Source organism: Legionella sp. km535 (assembly GCF_003990085.1).
Taxonomy (GTDB): Bacteria; Pseudomonadota; Gammaproteobacteria; order Legionellales; family Legionellaceae; genus Legionella; species Legionella moravica.
This window is the reverse complement of record NZ_RZGU01000004.1, coordinates 1-16719: the sequence shown is the minus strand read 5'-3', so window position 1 is coordinate 16719 and position 16719 is coordinate 1. Positions and strand designations below refer to the sequence as shown.

Sequence of the window (16719 nt, the reverse complement as noted above, 5' to 3'; positions counted from 1 at the left end):
TGGGGAGACTCAACTCTTGATATGATTTTAATGGCCGCATTTTAATGGATCGTGCAATCCTGCAGGAGATTCCTCGCTACGCTCGGAAAGACGTCATATTTTTAATGGGACATCCGTGGTAGACGTATTGGTTCAATTTTGATACAATATGCTTACTTTAATTTTGCCAAAATCTCTTTGGTGTTTGTACTTTATTCCTGTCATAAAATGAGCAGATATCATAAGGCGAGTTGAAGAATGCTTCATAAACCCTTTGTGGAGCAAAAAGTCTGCAGTACACACGCATACTATGGATTAGTCAATTGACTCGAATCGAGCACTTCAGAGTAAGGCCAATGTACTGTCGTTAACGATGAGACAGTGGAAAAGGAAATTGAATGCATTTGTTCAAATTTGAATACGTTGATCCTAATATATATGCTTTTAAAATAGACAATGCATTTCAAAAGCATATAAAAGCCACGGATCTTGAGAAGTTGAGCCAAAGTATTACTCAATTTCTTAAAGACATCAAACATCCCGCTCTAGAGTGGTTTGAGCATTTACAAGTTGGCGTGGGCCTTCATCTTGAGTTAACAAAGGGCGAATTTAAGACGCTTAAAAAACTATTGATCGTCGGGGAAGATCGAGAACTGATCAAACTCCCGGTTGAGTTAAAGTATTCGGTAGAGTTTCAACACAGGATTCTGGTTACGCATAGAAAACTGGAGCATTTTATAGATTATTGGCGCTTACCTAATCCACAAGGGCTTAAATATCGATTATTTCGATGTTTGTCTGAAGACATTATAGAGGTTCCTTACGTAGACATGCCCCTGGAATATGATTTTAGGCGCAATCTATATGCATTTCGTTCAAATCATGGAACTACACACAGTATCCGTTTGGTTCAATTATTTAATAGCGTACTAAAATTGATGCAGTTTATGTTCAAAGGTACTCTGGATTCAGATAGTTTTAATGCTCTTTTATCTCTCTCACTTGAAGAGAAAAACTGCCTCGAGTTGGCTTTGTTTTTATATCGCTCAGGAAGAACCAATGAATTGGGATGGTCGGGTGATAGGAGTTATAGTCCACGTTCGGCTGAAATTTTTAGACAAATAGCCTTAAAGTTAGGATACGATCCAGTATTAGTCGATGCGATTACGATCTGTTTTGATTATAAAAGCCCTAATCCAATATACTCATATCAACACCAGTACATAACGGAAGAAAGTCGGACGAAAATAAAACTATTCAAGCAAATATTTAAATTGGTTCATAGTGCAGATTTAATTCGTTGCTTTTCTAATTACGATTTTATTGCGGAACACCTTAAATCTGTGTTTGATACTTTACTTGGCAAATTAGACTCTGATCTAATGGACGAGCTGGCTCATCAAACTTTAGTGATGGCTGCGAAATATTGCAAAATTACCGGTGCGCCAGTTGTAGTGCCATCTCTACAATCCGAATCAATGGGGACTTATTCTGGTAATAAATACATCATGGTCAAGGCGGTTGCAGAGGTTGAAAAAACCTTTACTGATCTTGATATGATTGATTTTGATTGGGACTATCTTGTCAGTGTTAAAAACAAAGCTGAGGATTTTGATGCAATGAAGGATATAAAAAGCGCCTATTGCGGTGTTTTATCCTCTAATAATCAATCCTCTACAATTGATGTATTTAATACCGAAAGTAGAGATTCTTCAAAAAAACCGGGCTTTTTTTCAACACACAATGAACGGTCAAGCGTGAATACTTGCACCTTAAATAATTCGGTGGATCATCGATTCTGATTAAAACCCTTACTATGTCCATTTAAATCAGCATTATCTGTTGTTAGCGGTTGATTATTTGTGGTATCGTCATTTGCGAATAATGTTCGAACACCTGTTGTTGGAGGCTCTATATCTGATTTAGCAATATGTTCTTTCTTAGACAATTTGCTAAACATATATTCTGTGGACTCTAGATCTGACTGATGTTTTTGAATGCTTAAAGAGGGATTAATTAATCTTGTTTTCGAATTAGAACAGGCATTACTTATTATTCCACTTAAGATGAGTGCAACAAGCAGTCCGCTTGCAAAACCAATTGGGTTCAAAGTTGCAACAGCTGACGCACTAAATGCTGAACTTGCAGAACCTGCCAGATTTGATGAAATCATATAAATAAAAAAGGCAGATAACACGGTTAAAATTAACGCAATGCCTGCATACAATAATTGAGACCCGTTCATGCGAGAATGAGATTTAGAGGGAGGTAGCCAATTAATGAAAAGGTGTTCATTAGGCGTGATGTTTTGTCCTTTCAAGTGAAAAAGTGCGGCTGCTTTCTTTTTGGGGAAAACCAGATCATTAAATACTCTGTGCTTATTTGCTTTTATCCCATTTTGAATAATAAGCATTATCGGCAGGTTATCACGTTCCTCGCAGCTTTGAATTTCTTGATCCCATTCTTTATCAATGTCTGTTTGATTTTTACTGTATTCATCAATGAACCTAAGTAAGAGCCTATTAATTACTTCAAAATGGATGCTGTCAAGAATTACTCTGTCTATCAATCGTACTTGTGAATCTCGTAAATCAATTTGTGTTACTGATCCGAAAAAATGACGAACTCGATTTTTATTACTTTTGCCGATAAAATCATAGATTTTTTTATGATTATTGAGCAATAGACCATTTAATTCAGCATCGGTAATTTCTTTTTTATCATAGCGAGCAGATAAACACTCCTTTAATTTAGCCTTGGATGATAATTTCTCCAAAAACAAGCGCTTATATTCTTGATCAAGAAGCATCCGATCGCTAAAAATACATGTCATTATATACAGCCTTTCTAAATAAAATAATTCATAACCACACCAACTGATCTACAGCGCAGATCAGTTGGTCTTATAATTAATCCATTTTCGGAGAAGAGAGCAGTGCAGCGACAGGAGTCGGTGCTAGCTTCTTAAGATCATCCCATTTTGACCATAACAATGCTTTGTAATCGGTATTCGTCAGTGTTGTCATGAAATAATCGATGGCTTGTTTAAATCCAGTATAGGCATTGAGATCTAATTTTCGAGTTTCGACGCTTATCTTTAAATCATGCAACTTTATTCTTTGGTCACCACTTGGTAGTGGGGATTTTGAGAAAAGAGAGAAAGGTGATGACATGAACGAATAACCGATTGAAATGGCATTGGAAATATAACCTGTTGGTTCTTCTGCTCGTTCTGCTTCATTGGGCCAGGCCATCATAAATTCAGTCGTACATAAAGGTGCCATTAACTGTATCATCCGTTGAATATCAGGATTTAAAAGACCCTGAGTATTATCAATGCGTTCATCATAATGAGTATTCCCACCTTTTAAACACCAGTTGTATAACTGCTTCATCTCGTTTAATTGATTATAAAAATCAGAGATACTGAATCGCTCAAGTATAAACCCGGCAACACCAAAATAGAGACATGCCGACAGGATTGGATTAATAAAATCAGGGATGGGTAAAAATCGTGCGACAATAAACGATCCTCCCCATGCTTTGAGACCATTGCTTAAGGCTTGGTATACATACATTTGATTGACACTGTATTCAAAATCATTGATGTATTTTTTCAATGCATTCAGCTGTTCTAAATTTCCTGAATCAAAAGGGCTTGAAACTAAGGATCTTAATTCATCATTTCGTTTTGCTCGTTCTGTTTCAAGTGCAGCCATTCCACCCGCATTCAGTTTACCCACAACTCTCTCCTTGATGTAAAAAATTCATTTTATACTATAAATTAATGAAATATTGAATGAGAATTTGTCGATGAGTTCAAATTATTTAACAATTATGCGGTGCTATTGTATTATAAAAAAAATCGTGGTCTTATTAATCTTTAATCCCGATTATGATCCCAACAATGCAAGTTACTGTTGAACCAGTACAAATTTATAAATGGAGTGCAGGAACTAGCGATCATGAATTGGCTCTGAATTCCTTTTTACAAAGCAGTACTACGGATGGAATGTGGCACAACAAGCGGAGTTATGAGTACATTTACAATAATACTCAATATCACTTTAATTTTACTCAGTCGTTCATTAAGAGTCAGCGTAAAGAAGGTAAATCCGGTTATAAATTATCTGTATTTGACACAAATAAGATGCCTCTAGGTAAAGGCGGTTATGCGGTAGTTTATCCTATTATTGCTACTTTTATCCGTATTGAAGACGGGCGAATACTCGCTAAAACTGGAAGGCCAAAAGTGGTTAAAATCCAGGAGGATCTTGATAATGAGAAAACGCGATCAGTTTTTAATGAATACGATAGACTGGCTCAGGCCGCGCATTTGCGTGTCAAGAAGCCTGTGTTTTCTGAACAGGCCCAAGGTAAACTAAGTTATTTGGTCATTGAGCAGGCTAAAGGATATACCCTTGAGCAGGTTTTAAACCCCCAAAAGCGCACCCATATTATCGATAAAATACCCAGCCTGACCGTGCAAAAACGTCTTGAATTAACCTTGGCAATCTTAAATGCTATCAAATCTCAGGTCACTGAACGACAATTGGTTCATAGAGATATAAAACCTGGAAACATAATGATCGATTTCAGTCAGGATCCTCCCAGGGTCATCTTGATTGATTATGGTTTTGCGATGGTTCAGGAACATCAAGATTTTCGTAGGCTTGGTACACGAGCGTATCGCTCTCCCGAATCTTTTGAGAGTAGACCGGTTTATACACCCAAGTCCGATATTTATTCAGCAGGCAGGGTATTAAGCTATTTGTGGGGTGATCCGCATCAGAATTATTACATCAACCGTTCAAAAAATTATGACTTTATAAAAACCAAATCTACTAATGAGCACTTATTCTCACTTCCTGAAATTCAGTTGTATCTTGATGAGGCAGATCAGCAGTTAATTAAGGGGAGCCTAAACCGAATGTTGATGCAACAACCTCAAGAAAGGCCATCAATTGATGAGGTAATTTCTCTATTGTCACAAATTAGTACAGAGCATTATAAAATGGAGGATCCGCAATACGTTAATCCATCCTTTCTAAATGAATTTAAACTAAGAGCCAATCCCCAAATCATCCTCATAAAAAAACAGCTGAATATTATGAAACATAAAGAGGCGGATTTACGTAACAGAGGGTTTATTGCTGCAGCAGATGTGATGCACCATTTGAAAACAACAGTGACTCGAAATACTCATTATCTTGAGAAACATCTCAATCCATCAGTAATGTTACGGTATAAAAAAAAATGCCTCTCAGATATTCAGAACTCAAAAAATATGCTGAAGGTTCATCGGGACCTTCAATGGATATTGGCAGAAATAGCTATGGTTTGTGCACTGCTGGGTGTTGGTTATCTCATAGCTTTCGGTATAAATTATTATTTAAATGGCCGGTTGGGTTTATTTTCTCAAACCAAATCAGCTCAAATCACACAATCTCTTAAAGACATTGTCTCATATGATTTGCGCTGTGCATCAATTTGCTAGAAGCTGTAGGGGGTTATAAATTAGTTACATCAAATCAATGCTCGCTTTGGGATTATCTTATGAAACTTTCAACTATTTTTAAATTAATGCGTTTCTGGCCTCCATTTTGGGGTGCTGGTATTAGCGTTAAACGTTTTAACAAGGATCTAAGTTCCATCGAAGTACAAATGAAAATGCGATTTTGGAATAAAAATTACGTCGGTACCCACTATGGCGGTTCCTTATATTCGATGACTGATCCATTTTATATGCTAATGCTGATGAATTTGTTAGGAAAAAATTATATTGTATGGGATAAATCGGCTTCTATACGTTATAAAATTCCGGCAAGAGGAACTGTTTTTGCCAAGTTTGAATTAAGCAGTGAACAAATTGAACTGTTTAAAGAGGAAATTGAACGTCATCATAAAATTGAGCCAGAGTTCACTATAGAGGTTAAAAATTCTGATGGTGATGTGATTGCCGTGGTTAAAAAAGTAATTCATATATCAAAAAAAAAGAAAAAATAACTTAATGCCTAAGCTGGTAACACGTTTTTAATACGGAGTGAGAGACACTATGAAATGATTGGTTTGAGCTCAAATACAAGGATGCAGTGCCATTGAGTATGGCATTACAGGATGTAACTGAATCGGTATAAGTGTTAATTGCATGATAAAGACAGAACACAGTTCAAATATTGCGAATGAAACAGAAGGGACAGTAAATAATTGCATCACTGAAGAAGCAGCCAATACAGACATTAACCCTGCTGTTGTGGCTCATGATCCTGTTGATACACACAGTACTCCGGACAATAGTGTTGTAGTTCAGTTAGAGGGATCATTTAAACGATCTTATGTTATTGATGTTTTAGCTTCTTATTCCACTCGGTGTGCTTCATCCACTATGGTCATTCCTCTTATGGGGATGAAAGAACTCAACCAGGCTTTGGCTGGTTTATTTATTGTCTCACCGATTATCTCTAATCTATTGACTTATATCCCGATGACATGGCGCGTCAACAAAACCGGAGGCAAAAGGGAAGGGTTAGCATTAATGGCACTTTCTTTGATGGGTTTGACTGGTCTGACGGTTTTAGTTTCGTGTACGGACATTACCTTGGTTAACAGTTTTGATTGGCGCTATGGAATCATGCTTTCATCCGGTTTTTTAATTGGGCATGGAGCTGGTGTCAATTTACTGATGATCGATACCTTAAAATGGGTTCCTAAAAAAAGTGATGTTCCCAATTTACAATTGCTGTATTCGTTTTTAGTTGATTCAGCTGCTGTAACTACACCCATAGCGTCTTATTTTTTAAGCCAATTCGGTTATTATATTCCATTGTCAATATACTCCAGTTTAATCCTTGCAGGAGGATTGATTGAGTGGGCATTCGGAAATCCATCTCCTTATCATCAGTTCAGCACTCAATTTCCGCATGAGAAAGCAAAACAATTAGCCATTGAATCCGGGCAGTTAGAAGATTTTCTTACAACTAATTATAATGATGTCTCAATCCTGGACATGTTGAAAGAAAACTTCTCTGTATTATTTGACCGACGGTCTCTGCTTTTAGGGATTACGTTATTTGGCTCGCTGGGAAGTTTTTTTGTATCCAGATCTGTTTTGCCAAGGCTTTTGGCTAACGGTTTTGGTTTAACACCTGATGAAGCTGTAGTGACCTCATCTTTGGCAAATCTGATTACTATTCTTGCACGACCTGTTGCCTCGAAAATGATTTTATATTGGGATAATAAATCCGGAGGTGTAAAGGTACATTTACTTGGGTGTGCCATGGCTATTATTGGTTCGACCTCATTAGCTGTAGGTAATTTGCCACGATGGGGGCTTTATACCTGTTTGGCTATTAATAATGCCGGCTTTGGAATTAATTTAACTACACCATTGAGCATTGCTTCCTCACCTTCATGGTCTACCCCCAACGATGGTAAACTTAATAAAGTGAGTCCTTCTACCATGTTTGGATTATTTGGAACAGTTGGTGCGCTAGGTGGAATCATGTTACCCGTCTTGTTAGGTTTGCTCGTCGATGAAAGTGGCGAGAAATGGTACCAGCACTATTTTTATTTAATTGTTGCCTTGATGTTAGTCTCAGCCATTGGTGTTCCTGTTATTCATTATCAGGTTAACAGAAAACCAGGGGACAGCATTTTTAAAAATACAGTGTCATTTTTTGGCAAGACCTTTCATCTCAAAGGATTCGAGCAATACGCTGTGAGAAATGAAGAAACTGCGGATATTGAAGCGCAAGAAAATCACAAAGCAATTTATGTAGATGCATTCATTTGATAATGGTATTTATGGCTTTAAGCTTGGCCGACCTTGATTATTTAGAAAAATAGGTATTAAGTAACTTCAAGGTTATTGGTTTTAAAACCTGGCTACCAGCAGGCAATAAAGCGACCGAGCCATAGGATTTATCGGTTGATGCGGGCACTTTATCAGTCAGATTACTGACAAAAATGTACTGTTGATTACCCTGTTTAATGAATCCAACAAACCAGCCATCTCTCAGTTTGCTTGGATTGGATAAGCGCTCGTTTCTGCCATGCCGACCCGAACCTGTTTTTCCATAATATTCTGCGCCATTATCCAAAGTTCCCAAGTACATATTGTTCTTGGTTTGATTTACAGCTTCGCTATTGATTGGCAACTCATTATTCAGCATGCTGTTCAGGAATTTCAGCTGTTCAAAGCCGGATATTTTCAGACTGCTTCCCAACCAGGCAAAGGTCAATCCGTTATTCGTTCCAGGATCACCAGTAAAATCCTGGTTGCCATAATCAAAGCCAGCAAGATAATGTTTTATACGGGCATAACCTAATTGTGGGGTAAGCAGTTGAGACACCCAAACAGAAGAAAATTTAAGCCAGGTATGTGGGCTTAAATTTTGATTCCAGTCAGGCAAATCTCGTTTAATTCCATCCCATTTAAAGGTAGTATTTTGATTAATAATGCCCTGGTTGAATGCCATTAGCGACAAGGGAATTTTAAAAGAGGAGTCTGGTGAAATTCGTTCATTACAATAATTATCAGGATTATACTCGCTGATTATCCTGGATTCGTTAACACTGTAGAGTATAAAACAGGCATTGTATTCTTTTAGTAACGAAGTGTAGTCTTTTTTTGTTAGTGTATTGGCAGTACTACTGAGACTGATGATTGCTAAAATGAAAGCGAACAAATGGTTCATTATTTAAAGCTTAAATTGGATATTCATTGGATTGAGATCATATTCTTATTGATGTGTGTGTACAAGTAGTATCCATAGGAACAATTAATAAATAATAATGAAGCATAGACAATGTGAATGTGAGTTACTCTTCATAACATACCTATATGAAATTCAGCACTCCGAAATAAAACACTCAAAACCGCCAATGTATAAAAATAATACAGCCCAGCGTAAATTATCAGTAATGTTACTGTATTGTTAAGAACAGTTAATAAATTGTTAAGCATCTGACGTTACTATTGGCTTGAACTTAAACAAAGCGGAGAAATCATGTCAATACTTTCAAGTCTTTATTCAGGAGTAACCAATTCGATTAGTGCCGTAACTTCCGCTGTAAGTAATACAGCATCAAGAATATTGAATAGTGCATCTCAAGCAGTGGGGCGATCTATAGGCCGGACTACTGTAGGAATGGTCATGGATAAAATTAAGCCTGATGTACCGAGTACTAACCCCCAAGAACCTATAGCAGTTAATGAGCCATCAGGTGTTGTTGAAACAATTCAAGATTTATTGGGTAAAGCAGGTTCTGCTGCAAGTGAATTAGTCAGTCAAACTAAAAAACGCGTTATAAAGGAGGTTGCAATGGCAGCATTTGATACAACAATCAATGAAATAAAAGGGCATGTTACAGAAGGTGTTGCATCCTTAGGTGCTCAACTAGGCCAAAGCGCTGCGGAAAAACTGGAATCAGTTATAGTCGAAGGTACGGAGTCTTTAGACAGTACTCTCGGTACTATAGGAAAGAAATTTAGAAATTTATTGGCGGGCTATAAAGAAAAGATAGATACGAACTTACAAAAGGGTGACTTATCTGCTTCCGAACAATTAGGATTCACTCTTGCTAATCTGTTGCATGACAAGCTGTCTGATTTAGGTGATGCCTGTTTTCAAGCAAAAAAACTGTCTGTTGATGCTTTTAAACAACAAAGTGCTGATGCAATTAATAGAGCGAAACCAGCAATAGAAAAAGAGTTGGGTGCTGCGTTTGTTAACTTCTTGCTAACACCCATTACTTCTTTCTTGCAAGGAATAATGACTAACGTAATGAAGAGCCTCTTTAGCTTCTTTAAAGAAAGTGCAAGCCCATCTACAACTCCTGTTACGCCAGACGCAGCTGTAACGCTTAAGGATGAGGTAGACGTGAAGGCAGAAGATGCAGTAAATGAAGACATTGATGTCGAATCCGATACAAGACTTAGTATGTGATACACTCATTGCAAAAAGCCTGATTTTTCAATCAGGCTTTTTTTTTGCTCAAATTCAAGGCGATTCTGCTTTAGCCCTCCCTTGCAGAAGTTTTTTATTCCATGGTTTTAAGTTAAACTGTTATTCAATATGTACTTTATCTTATTCTGTAGTGATACAAGGATGTTCAAATGATTCGATTCTTATTTACTGCTTTAACGCTGATGTGTCTGATTAATAATGTATCTGCGTTACCATGGCATCACCAATCCTATAAAATTCAAAAATCGCTTTCAGACACTATTGCTAAACCTCAAGCTCAGCAACTTAATTTCTCTGGAATCTGGGAGGGAGAGTGTGATAATAACCCTGCGGTAGACATCACGATCAAGCATGATGGGACTCAATTCAGGATTTCCTATGGTTTTATGGAGGAACAGTATGAGTTGGGTGAAATCAAGTCGAGCTCTTCTTCTAATTCAAATGAGACAAAGCTAAACACAACTACAGTCCGCTGGAGTAATGATTATTCTGCGTTAATTTTTATTAATACCGATTTCTTTGTGAATCAGGCACGTTCTTTAAATGTATTTTTTAGCAAAGTCACTATGACTCTAATGGGCAGCCAGTTGTTGATTAAGGGTCATTATTATCATAGCGATGGAAGTATTGACGATGTGAATGAGGACGTTATTTCTTGTGTTTACCACCATAAGTGATTTTCTGGATAAAACGAACTTAAATGTTACATGCCCGTTTTAATATTTTGTACAAGGTTTGTCAGTACTTTTCTGGGGCCAATTTCTATAAAATCGGTTTCTCCTTGATCTAGCAAATATTCAATGCTTTGTGACCAGTTAACCGGGTGGGTAATTTGCTTTTCAATACTTGATGGAATATCACTCACCATCATAGGTTTGGCAGTAACATTTGAGATGACTGAAATTCGTGGTGGTAAAAAGGTAAATTGTTTAATAAATTCTGAAAATACTTCTTGCGCCTTGCTCATATAGGGTGAATGAAAGGCTCCGCTAACCTTTAAAGGAATATACGCCATGGCTCCAGCTGTGACAAAATAGTGTTGCGCCGACAAAATATCCTTCGCTGGTCCGGAAATAACTATTTGGGTATAGCAGTTATAATTCGCAATACTCAAGGTATTGAGTTGATGGTCTTGGAGTACAGCATCTATTAGCTCTGCTTTTAAGCCAATAATTGCAGCCATACCACCACCCAGTGCTGCACTCATGAGTTCTCCTCGTTTTTGCACTAATTTTAAACCAGTTGCAAAATCGAACACCTCCGCAGCGAGAAGTGCATTATATTCACCCAGACTATGCCCCATCACATACTCAGGCTTTTCAGGTTGTTCTTGTAGTTTTTTAAAATAGGAGAGGGCATTCACAACAAAGAGGGCGGGTTGAGTATATTGTGTCTGGTTGAGTAATTGATTTTCATCTGTCAGGCATAAGGCGGCAATATCGTATCCTAGAATGCTGTTTGCTTGCTCAACATAGGAATTGTATTCATTAAATAATTCGCGTCCCATTCCGATTACCTGTGATCCTTGGCCTGGGAACATATAGGTTGTCATAATATTATTGTTCCTGAACAGTTCATTGTTATTTAATTAACTCAATGATTCACTTTAGAATATTTTGAGAAGGAATTCAAAAAATGATTTACTATTTCATGGTTTGTTGATTTTTTTATACAGAAATCTATCCACAGGGTAGCCCTCGAGGGAGAAGGGAGCAGCTATAAACAATTTACAGGTTAAGCGTTGTATATATAAAGTCTATCATTGGTTCTGATCGACTTAATTTGTGTTATAATGGGCCAATTTTGTACTTAAAGGTTTAAAATAGAGTCATGTCAAATGAAAAAAAAGACAGGCTGTCAGGTGTACATTCATTATTTAGTAACTCTGAGGCCAAAAACTGTCAATCAAGTAAGACTGTAATTATTGAACGGTACTCCGATTCAGATTATAAGCCAAAGGAATCTGCTCATGAACTGAATTCCAATACTGAAATCAGCTATTTACTAAGACTACAAACAAAACAAAAACAGCGTTTTATCTATGCCCCAGATGAACAAACTCAAGAAAAAATCATTACTACACAAGATCGTTATGGATATCCTTGTGAGCTTGTTTTCCTGGATGATCCTGAATCGATAACTCAATTCCTGGATCATGTTTCAACCGGAGATTCGCTCCTGATCATTGCCCAGGGTTGTCTGAATGAACATCTAATTGCCGGGCTTGATGCAGATTCCTATATTGAATGGATAACAGAGGATCTAGAGCTTGCAGATAAAGAACTCAAACAAATTGAACTGTATTCATGCAATATGGGATCTTCAGATGATTATATCAATGAACTCAAGCATGGATTATCCTCGGTGTGTCATCGACTTGTAGCTTATAAAACTCTGTGCGGGGCAGGAAAAGAGGGTAAAGTCTTTATAAAAGAATCAGGGAATAATAAAGACCAAGATTTGTTTTATGATGAATCAAATTTACCAAATGAACTTAAGGTTGTTGAATACATCCGTCCTTATAACAATCAAAAGTGCATCAGACAGTAAGTGTGACTCCATTTCTAACAGTAGCTCGTTGGGTCACTGACCCAACGAATTCTACAATCAGTGCATTCAAGAACCAATTACGTCAAATACTACATCAACGTTACCACGGGTAGCATGGGAGTAGGGGCAAACCTGCTCGTGCGCTTCTTTTACCAATTCTGCCAACTCTTCCTTTTTTAAACTCTTATCTTCAATAAGCATGTGAACAGAAATTCCAAAGCCACCTTTTTTCCGAGGTCCAATTGAAACAGCGCAGTTAATTTTAGCTTCAGTCGCATTTTTTTTGTGTTGTTTGGCTACATAATCAAGTGCACCGCCAAAACAGGCAGCATAACCCGCTGCAAACAGATGTTCTGGTGTAGTCGTTCCTGGTTTGCCTTGACCGCCTAACTCTTTTGGCACAGAAAGATTAACTGCCACTGAGCCATCACTCGCTTCACTTCGACCATTTCGTCCGCCAACGGCAGTTGCCTTAGCTGTAAATAACGGATTTATTTCATCAGACATTTTTACTCTCCTGTTCTTTTATAAGTAACTATAAAGATTATCAAATTCAACTTTTAATTGAGGCGTTACAGATTATAGTAGAAATCAATCGATTGATAGACAGAATAATATTCTGATTGTTAAAGTAGTAGTATAATCTTCGTCATCCGATTACAAAATGTGCCTATAGAAATGAAATTAACCGACAGAGACTGGCTTCTCGAAGAGTTACCTGAACATGTTGATTACTGGTGGTTGGTACGCTTAATTAATGCTTGGGTAGAAGCGGAATCACTACCCTTTAAGATGGGAGTTCTCAGTACTGTAGATGAACAGGGATTTCCCAAAAGCCGTACAGTGGCTATCCGTGAAATAAACGAACAGGGTTTAATTTTTTTTACTCAGTTGGGTAGCGCTAAAGTAAGGCATATTTCCGTCAATCCCAATGTTTCTTTTACTTTTATGTTACCCAATACACAAAGACAAATTACTGTTTCAGGCAGAATAAATCCTCTGGACGAAATTGAAAACGTAAAAAATTGGGAAACTTATGATCAAGAGAGAAGATTACGATTTTTAGTTTATGGCACCAAATCAGGCCAGACGATAAAACAACAACATGAACTAGACGAAGAGTTGGTTATTTTAAGGGAGAAATATAAAAAAACTCTCCCGGAAAGGCCTCGAGAATATGTTGGTTATACCATTGTTCCAAAAGAAATAAAATTTTATCAATTAAATGAACATCGAATATCGGACTCATTAAAAGCAACCTGTATTCATGAATCCTGGATTTTGCAAAGATTTGTTCCTTAGTATAAGGTCATCATGGAAAAAAATTTAGATAGTTACCTTAATTTATGCACACAGTTTTATGATTTAATCAGACCTCAACCACCCGAGGACGCTTATGCATTTTATCGTTCTTACGTCGCCAATGCAGGTGGAGTTGCTTTAGAACCGATGTGTGGATCCGGGCGATTTTTATTGCCTCTACTTAAAGAACATTTTGAAATTTCAGGTTTTGATGCCAGTGAGCACATGTTGGCTGCCTTACATGCTAAAGCTCAATTGCAGCATCTAAAGCCCGATGTATGGCAAGGTTTTGCTGAAGATTTAAGTAGCACCCAAAGATATAATCTGATTTTTATTCCCAGTGGTTCATTTGGGCACCTGATTCATTTAGATACAATAAAAAAATCGTTGAAGCTTTTTTATGATCATTTGAATCCTGAGGGAATTTTATTGTTTGAAGCAGAAACATCTAAAATAGTCCCGGAGCAACTTGGAGTTTGGCGAGGTGTTGCTTGTGACAAGCCAGATGGTAATTTAATATTGGTCAATCGGCTCACAACCTTTGAAAACAAAGTTTGTTATTCAATTGATAAATATGAGCTTGTTGAAAAAGGGCAGATCATTCAAACTGAAATTGAGCGTTTTAATGTTCGAATCTATGACGATCCCGCAATTTTAATGGATCTGCTGAAAGAAGCGGGTTTTAAAGAAATTAAAATGATAAAAGCATTTAATCGATCCGCTGAACCGGATAAAGATGACTCCAGCATTGTGTATGAGTGCAAAAAATAATGACAGTAATTTAGGTCTGTTGACATTACATTATTTTCAAGCCCACTTTCCGCGACTTGTTCGCGGAATCGAGAGATCTTGCGCAAAACAAGAATATATTGCGCCTATAAAGATTGAATTAGATCCCGCCAACAAGTCGCAGGACGTCGAAACTTGAATTGTCAACAGCCCATAATCTATTTATAACTATTTTTTCATCACATAGGATGATAGACAGTGTTCTACATCGTCTGGATTAAAGTGCAGCTCTTGTTTACTAGCCCATAATCGAAATTCTGATTTAGATACTTGGGTAGTTTTAGCATCTTTATCGGATAACCATAAAGCATTAGCCACTTTTTCGGGGGTAAGTTGTTTGGGTTTTACTTTTAGATAGTGCAAGAAGAATGGATAGGGGGGATTAGGTCTTAATAAATCAACAATGCTTCTATGTTCAAATTCCTCAGCAAAGTCTAGAGCCCTTTTACCATTATTGGCTTTAATATTTTTATCGGCACCGATACTAACAAGCCATTTAGCGACCTCTTCTTGCTCCTTTTCAAAATAATCATTTTTATCTCCACAAGAAGCGTAATGCAAAGGAGTAAAGCCAAACTGATCCTGGATATTAAAATCAGCACCTTTTGCTACAAGAATTTTACAGGCTTCCAAGTCTCCAGAGGATGCCAACTGGCCTAAGTAACTTTTAGAAACATGAGAAGTTTTATTTAGATCAAGTCCAGCTTCTATGAAAAGGTTTACGATTCGTTCAAAAGTTTCTGTTAAATAGGGATCAAGAAACTGCAAAAATTTATGAAATGGGTTCGACCCAGCATGATTGACTGTATCTATTCTTGCTCCATTTTTTAATAAAAATTCAATTACTTCAACTTGTCCCGTCATTGCTGCTAAATGCAAGGGAGTATTTCCTGCATCAGTTTTTGAATGTATTAAATCTGGGAACGTTTCTACTAATCGCACTGCCTCGTTGAGTTTTCCGTCACAACTCGCGCTTAAAAGGTTATCTTTAAAACATTTAGAGATAATTATATTTAAACTATCAGCTTTTTTATTATATTGGGTTTTATACATAATACATTCTCTAAATACTGTTTCCCACAGATAAGCATTTAATAAATCAACCCCCTCAAGATTACATTTTTCAAATTTACATTGAAGCAGGTTTGTTTTTTCTGCATTACTGCCAATAAAATTACAGTCATAAAAACTAATGTCACACAACTTAGTATGACTAAAATCAGCATTCGTAAAATTAACTGATGGAAAAATGATGCCGTTATTACGAAAATTTCTAAAAGCAATATTTTTCAAATTAAATCCAGCACACATTGGAACTTGGGGATTGTAAGAAATTGCATACTTAAAAAATCTAGCATCTTTATATTGCACGGAAAATTCCGTGTGTTTAATATCCAGGTAACCGTCTACATCTTTCCACAGTTGCATATAATCCTTCAAAACAACCATTTTATCTGCAGGAGATAAGTCATTTTGATGAACATCAAAAATTTTTTTTGTTTCCAGATATATTGTTTTACAAAACTCAATATGGGCAACAGGATGTGTGGGCCAGGTTATTGGCGGGCCTATTCTGTGTTCATTTTTTTTTTGATTTAGGTATTCCGTCCTATAATCCTGGAATTTAGTTTTAATCATTTCTAATAAATGACTGGCTGATAACTTTATCTGTAGTTCCGAGCTGGAGTACATAAACGGCACCTTTAAATTTGACTAATTGAATCAATATTGTACCGGAAGTAGTTAGCCATGTTATCCGTATAAAATACGGTGTGTCGCTGGTTATCGTTATTTGTCTTGGCAAAAATGGTCTTGGCAAAAATGGTCTTGGCAAAAATGGTCTTGGCAAAAATGGTCTTGGCAAAAATGGTCTTGGCAAAAATGGTCTTGGCAAAATAACGGTTTATTACAAAAATCTGGTTTATAAACACATGACCTCTGTACATCATAAAAAACCTGTCTTGCCCGCGCACTGAGTGATCCCCTGATATATTTTGAACAATAAGAAGCTACCATTTTCTAGCCAACTCCTGCTCCATCAGGGTTGGCAAGTTTTCATAGTCAATATTGAGCTCTTGTAGCTTATCAAATTCAATCATCAACTGCCCCAGATAGAAATAAGAGAATACTT

General features: G+C 37.0%; 16 protein-coding genes. 9 read left to right on the top strand and 7 right to left on the bottom strand.

Annotated features, from left to right (window positions below; genetic code table 11):
- Positions 1-377 precede the first annotated feature (377 nt).
- The gene (locus ELY21_RS03300) at positions 378-1781 is read left to right on the top strand and encodes a SidE phosphodiesterase domain-containing protein (protein WP_127106861.1); all 1404 of its coding nucleotides are present in this window, start codon (positions 378-380) and stop codon (positions 1779-1781) included.
- Here ELY21_RS03300 and ELY21_RS03295 read toward each other — a convergent pair.
- Both ELY21_RS03295 and ELY21_RS03290 read right to left on the bottom strand, forming a co-directional pair.
- Positions 1769-2812: a hypothetical protein gene (locus tag ELY21_RS03295; RefSeq protein ID WP_127106859.1), complete on the bottom strand. Its 1044-nt coding sequence runs from the start codon at positions 2810-2812 to the stop codon at positions 1769-1771. The two genes, ELY21_RS03300 and ELY21_RS03295, sit on opposite strands and share 13 nt — an antisense overlap.
- Before the next feature lie 76 nt (positions 2813-2888).
- Positions 2889-3722, bottom strand: coding sequence for a hypothetical protein (locus tag ELY21_RS03290; protein WP_127106857.1), 834 nt, complete (start codon positions 3720-3722; stop codon positions 2889-2891).
- Positions 3723-3886: 164 nt separating this feature from the next.
- On the opposite strand from ELY21_RS03290, the gene legK1 reads away from it, so the two are divergent.
- The 3 genes from legK1 to ELY21_RS03275 all read left to right on the top strand — a co-directional run bounded on the left by legK1 (position 3887) and on the right by ELY21_RS03275 (position 7771).
- A complete protein-coding gene (gene legK1 / locus ELY21_RS03285) occupies positions 3887-5476 on the top strand; it encodes a Dot/Icm T4SS effector kinase LegK1 (RefSeq protein ID WP_158618504.1) in 1590 nt (529 codons plus the stop codon).
- A gap of 59 nt (positions 5477-5535) precedes the next feature.
- Complete coding sequence (locus tag ELY21_RS03280) at positions 5536-5985, top strand: DUF4442 domain-containing protein (protein WP_127106853.1); 450 nt, start codon at positions 5536-5538, stop codon at positions 5983-5985.
- A gap of 142 nt (positions 5986-6127) precedes the next feature.
- Positions 6128-7771, top strand: a complete 1644-nt coding sequence (locus ELY21_RS03275; RefSeq protein ID WP_127106851.1) for a nitrate/nitrite transporter — start codon at positions 6128-6130, stop codon at positions 7769-7771.
- 37 nt (positions 7772-7808) lie between these two features.
- On the opposite strand, the gene ELY21_RS03270 is transcribed toward ELY21_RS03275, so the two are convergent.
- Positions 7809-8675, bottom strand: a complete 867-nt coding sequence (locus tag ELY21_RS03270) for a penicillin-binding transpeptidase domain-containing protein (RefSeq protein WP_127106849.1) — start codon at positions 8673-8675, stop codon at positions 7809-7811.
- A 312-nt stretch (positions 8676-8987) separates the two neighbouring features.
- Here ELY21_RS03270 and ELY21_RS03265 point away from each other — a divergent pair, with 312 nt between their 5' ends.
- Positions 8988-9926: a hypothetical protein gene (locus ELY21_RS03265; protein WP_127106847.1), complete on the top strand. Its 939-nt coding sequence runs from the start codon at positions 8988-8990 to the stop codon at positions 9924-9926.
- Between the two features lie 170 nt (positions 9927-10096).
- Positions 10097-10624 carry a hypothetical protein gene (locus tag ELY21_RS03260; protein WP_127106845.1) on the top strand — a complete coding sequence of 176 codons (528 nt, stop codon included), beginning with the start codon at positions 10097-10099 and terminating at the stop codon, positions 10622-10624.
- A gap of 26 nt (positions 10625-10650) precedes the next feature.
- Here the strand turns inward: ELY21_RS03260 and fabD are convergent, their stop codons facing one another.
- Positions 10651-11499 carry an ACP S-malonyltransferase gene (fabD, locus tag ELY21_RS03255; protein WP_127106843.1) on the bottom strand — a complete coding sequence of 283 codons (849 nt, stop codon included), beginning with the start codon at positions 11497-11499 and terminating at the stop codon, positions 10651-10653.
- A 278-nt stretch (positions 11500-11777) separates the two neighbouring features.
- Between fabD and ELY21_RS03250 the strand changes: the two genes are divergently transcribed.
- Positions 11778-12497 carry a hypothetical protein gene (locus ELY21_RS03250; protein ID WP_127106841.1) on the top strand — a complete coding sequence of 240 codons (720 nt, stop codon included), beginning with the start codon at positions 11778-11780 and terminating at the stop codon, positions 12495-12497.
- Between the two features lie 66 nt (positions 12498-12563).
- On the opposite strand, the gene ELY21_RS03245 is transcribed toward ELY21_RS03250, so the two are convergent.
- Positions 12564-13004, bottom strand: coding sequence for an organic hydroperoxide resistance protein (locus tag ELY21_RS03245; protein WP_127106839.1), 441 nt, complete (start codon positions 13002-13004; stop codon positions 12564-12566).
- A gap of 171 nt (positions 13005-13175) precedes the next feature.
- Between ELY21_RS03245 and ELY21_RS03240 the strand changes: the two genes are divergently transcribed.
- Both ELY21_RS03240 and ELY21_RS03235 read left to right on the top strand, forming a co-directional pair.
- Complete coding sequence (locus ELY21_RS03240) at positions 13176-13799, top strand: pyridoxamine 5'-phosphate oxidase family protein (RefSeq protein ID WP_127106837.1); 624 nt, start codon at positions 13176-13178, stop codon at positions 13797-13799.
- A gap of 12 nt (positions 13800-13811) precedes the next feature.
- A complete protein-coding gene (locus ELY21_RS03235) occupies positions 13812-14570 on the top strand; it encodes a bifunctional 2-polyprenyl-6-hydroxyphenol methylase/3-demethylubiquinol 3-O-methyltransferase UbiG (RefSeq protein ID WP_199741627.1) in 759 nt (252 codons plus the stop codon).
- 186 nt (positions 14571-14756) lie between these two features.
- On the opposite strand, the gene ELY21_RS03230 is transcribed toward ELY21_RS03235, so the two are convergent.
- Entirely contained in the window at positions 14757-16280 is a 1524-nt protein-coding gene (locus ELY21_RS03230; RefSeq protein WP_127106833.1) for an ankyrin repeat domain-containing protein, read from the bottom strand.
- Positions 16281-16291: 11 nt separating this feature from the next.
- Positions 16292-16537 (bottom strand): hypothetical protein, encoded by a 246-nt coding sequence (locus tag ELY21_RS15700; protein WP_199741626.1) that lies wholly within the window; start codon positions 16535-16537, stop codon positions 16292-16294.
- Positions 16538-16719 lie beyond the last annotated feature (182 nt).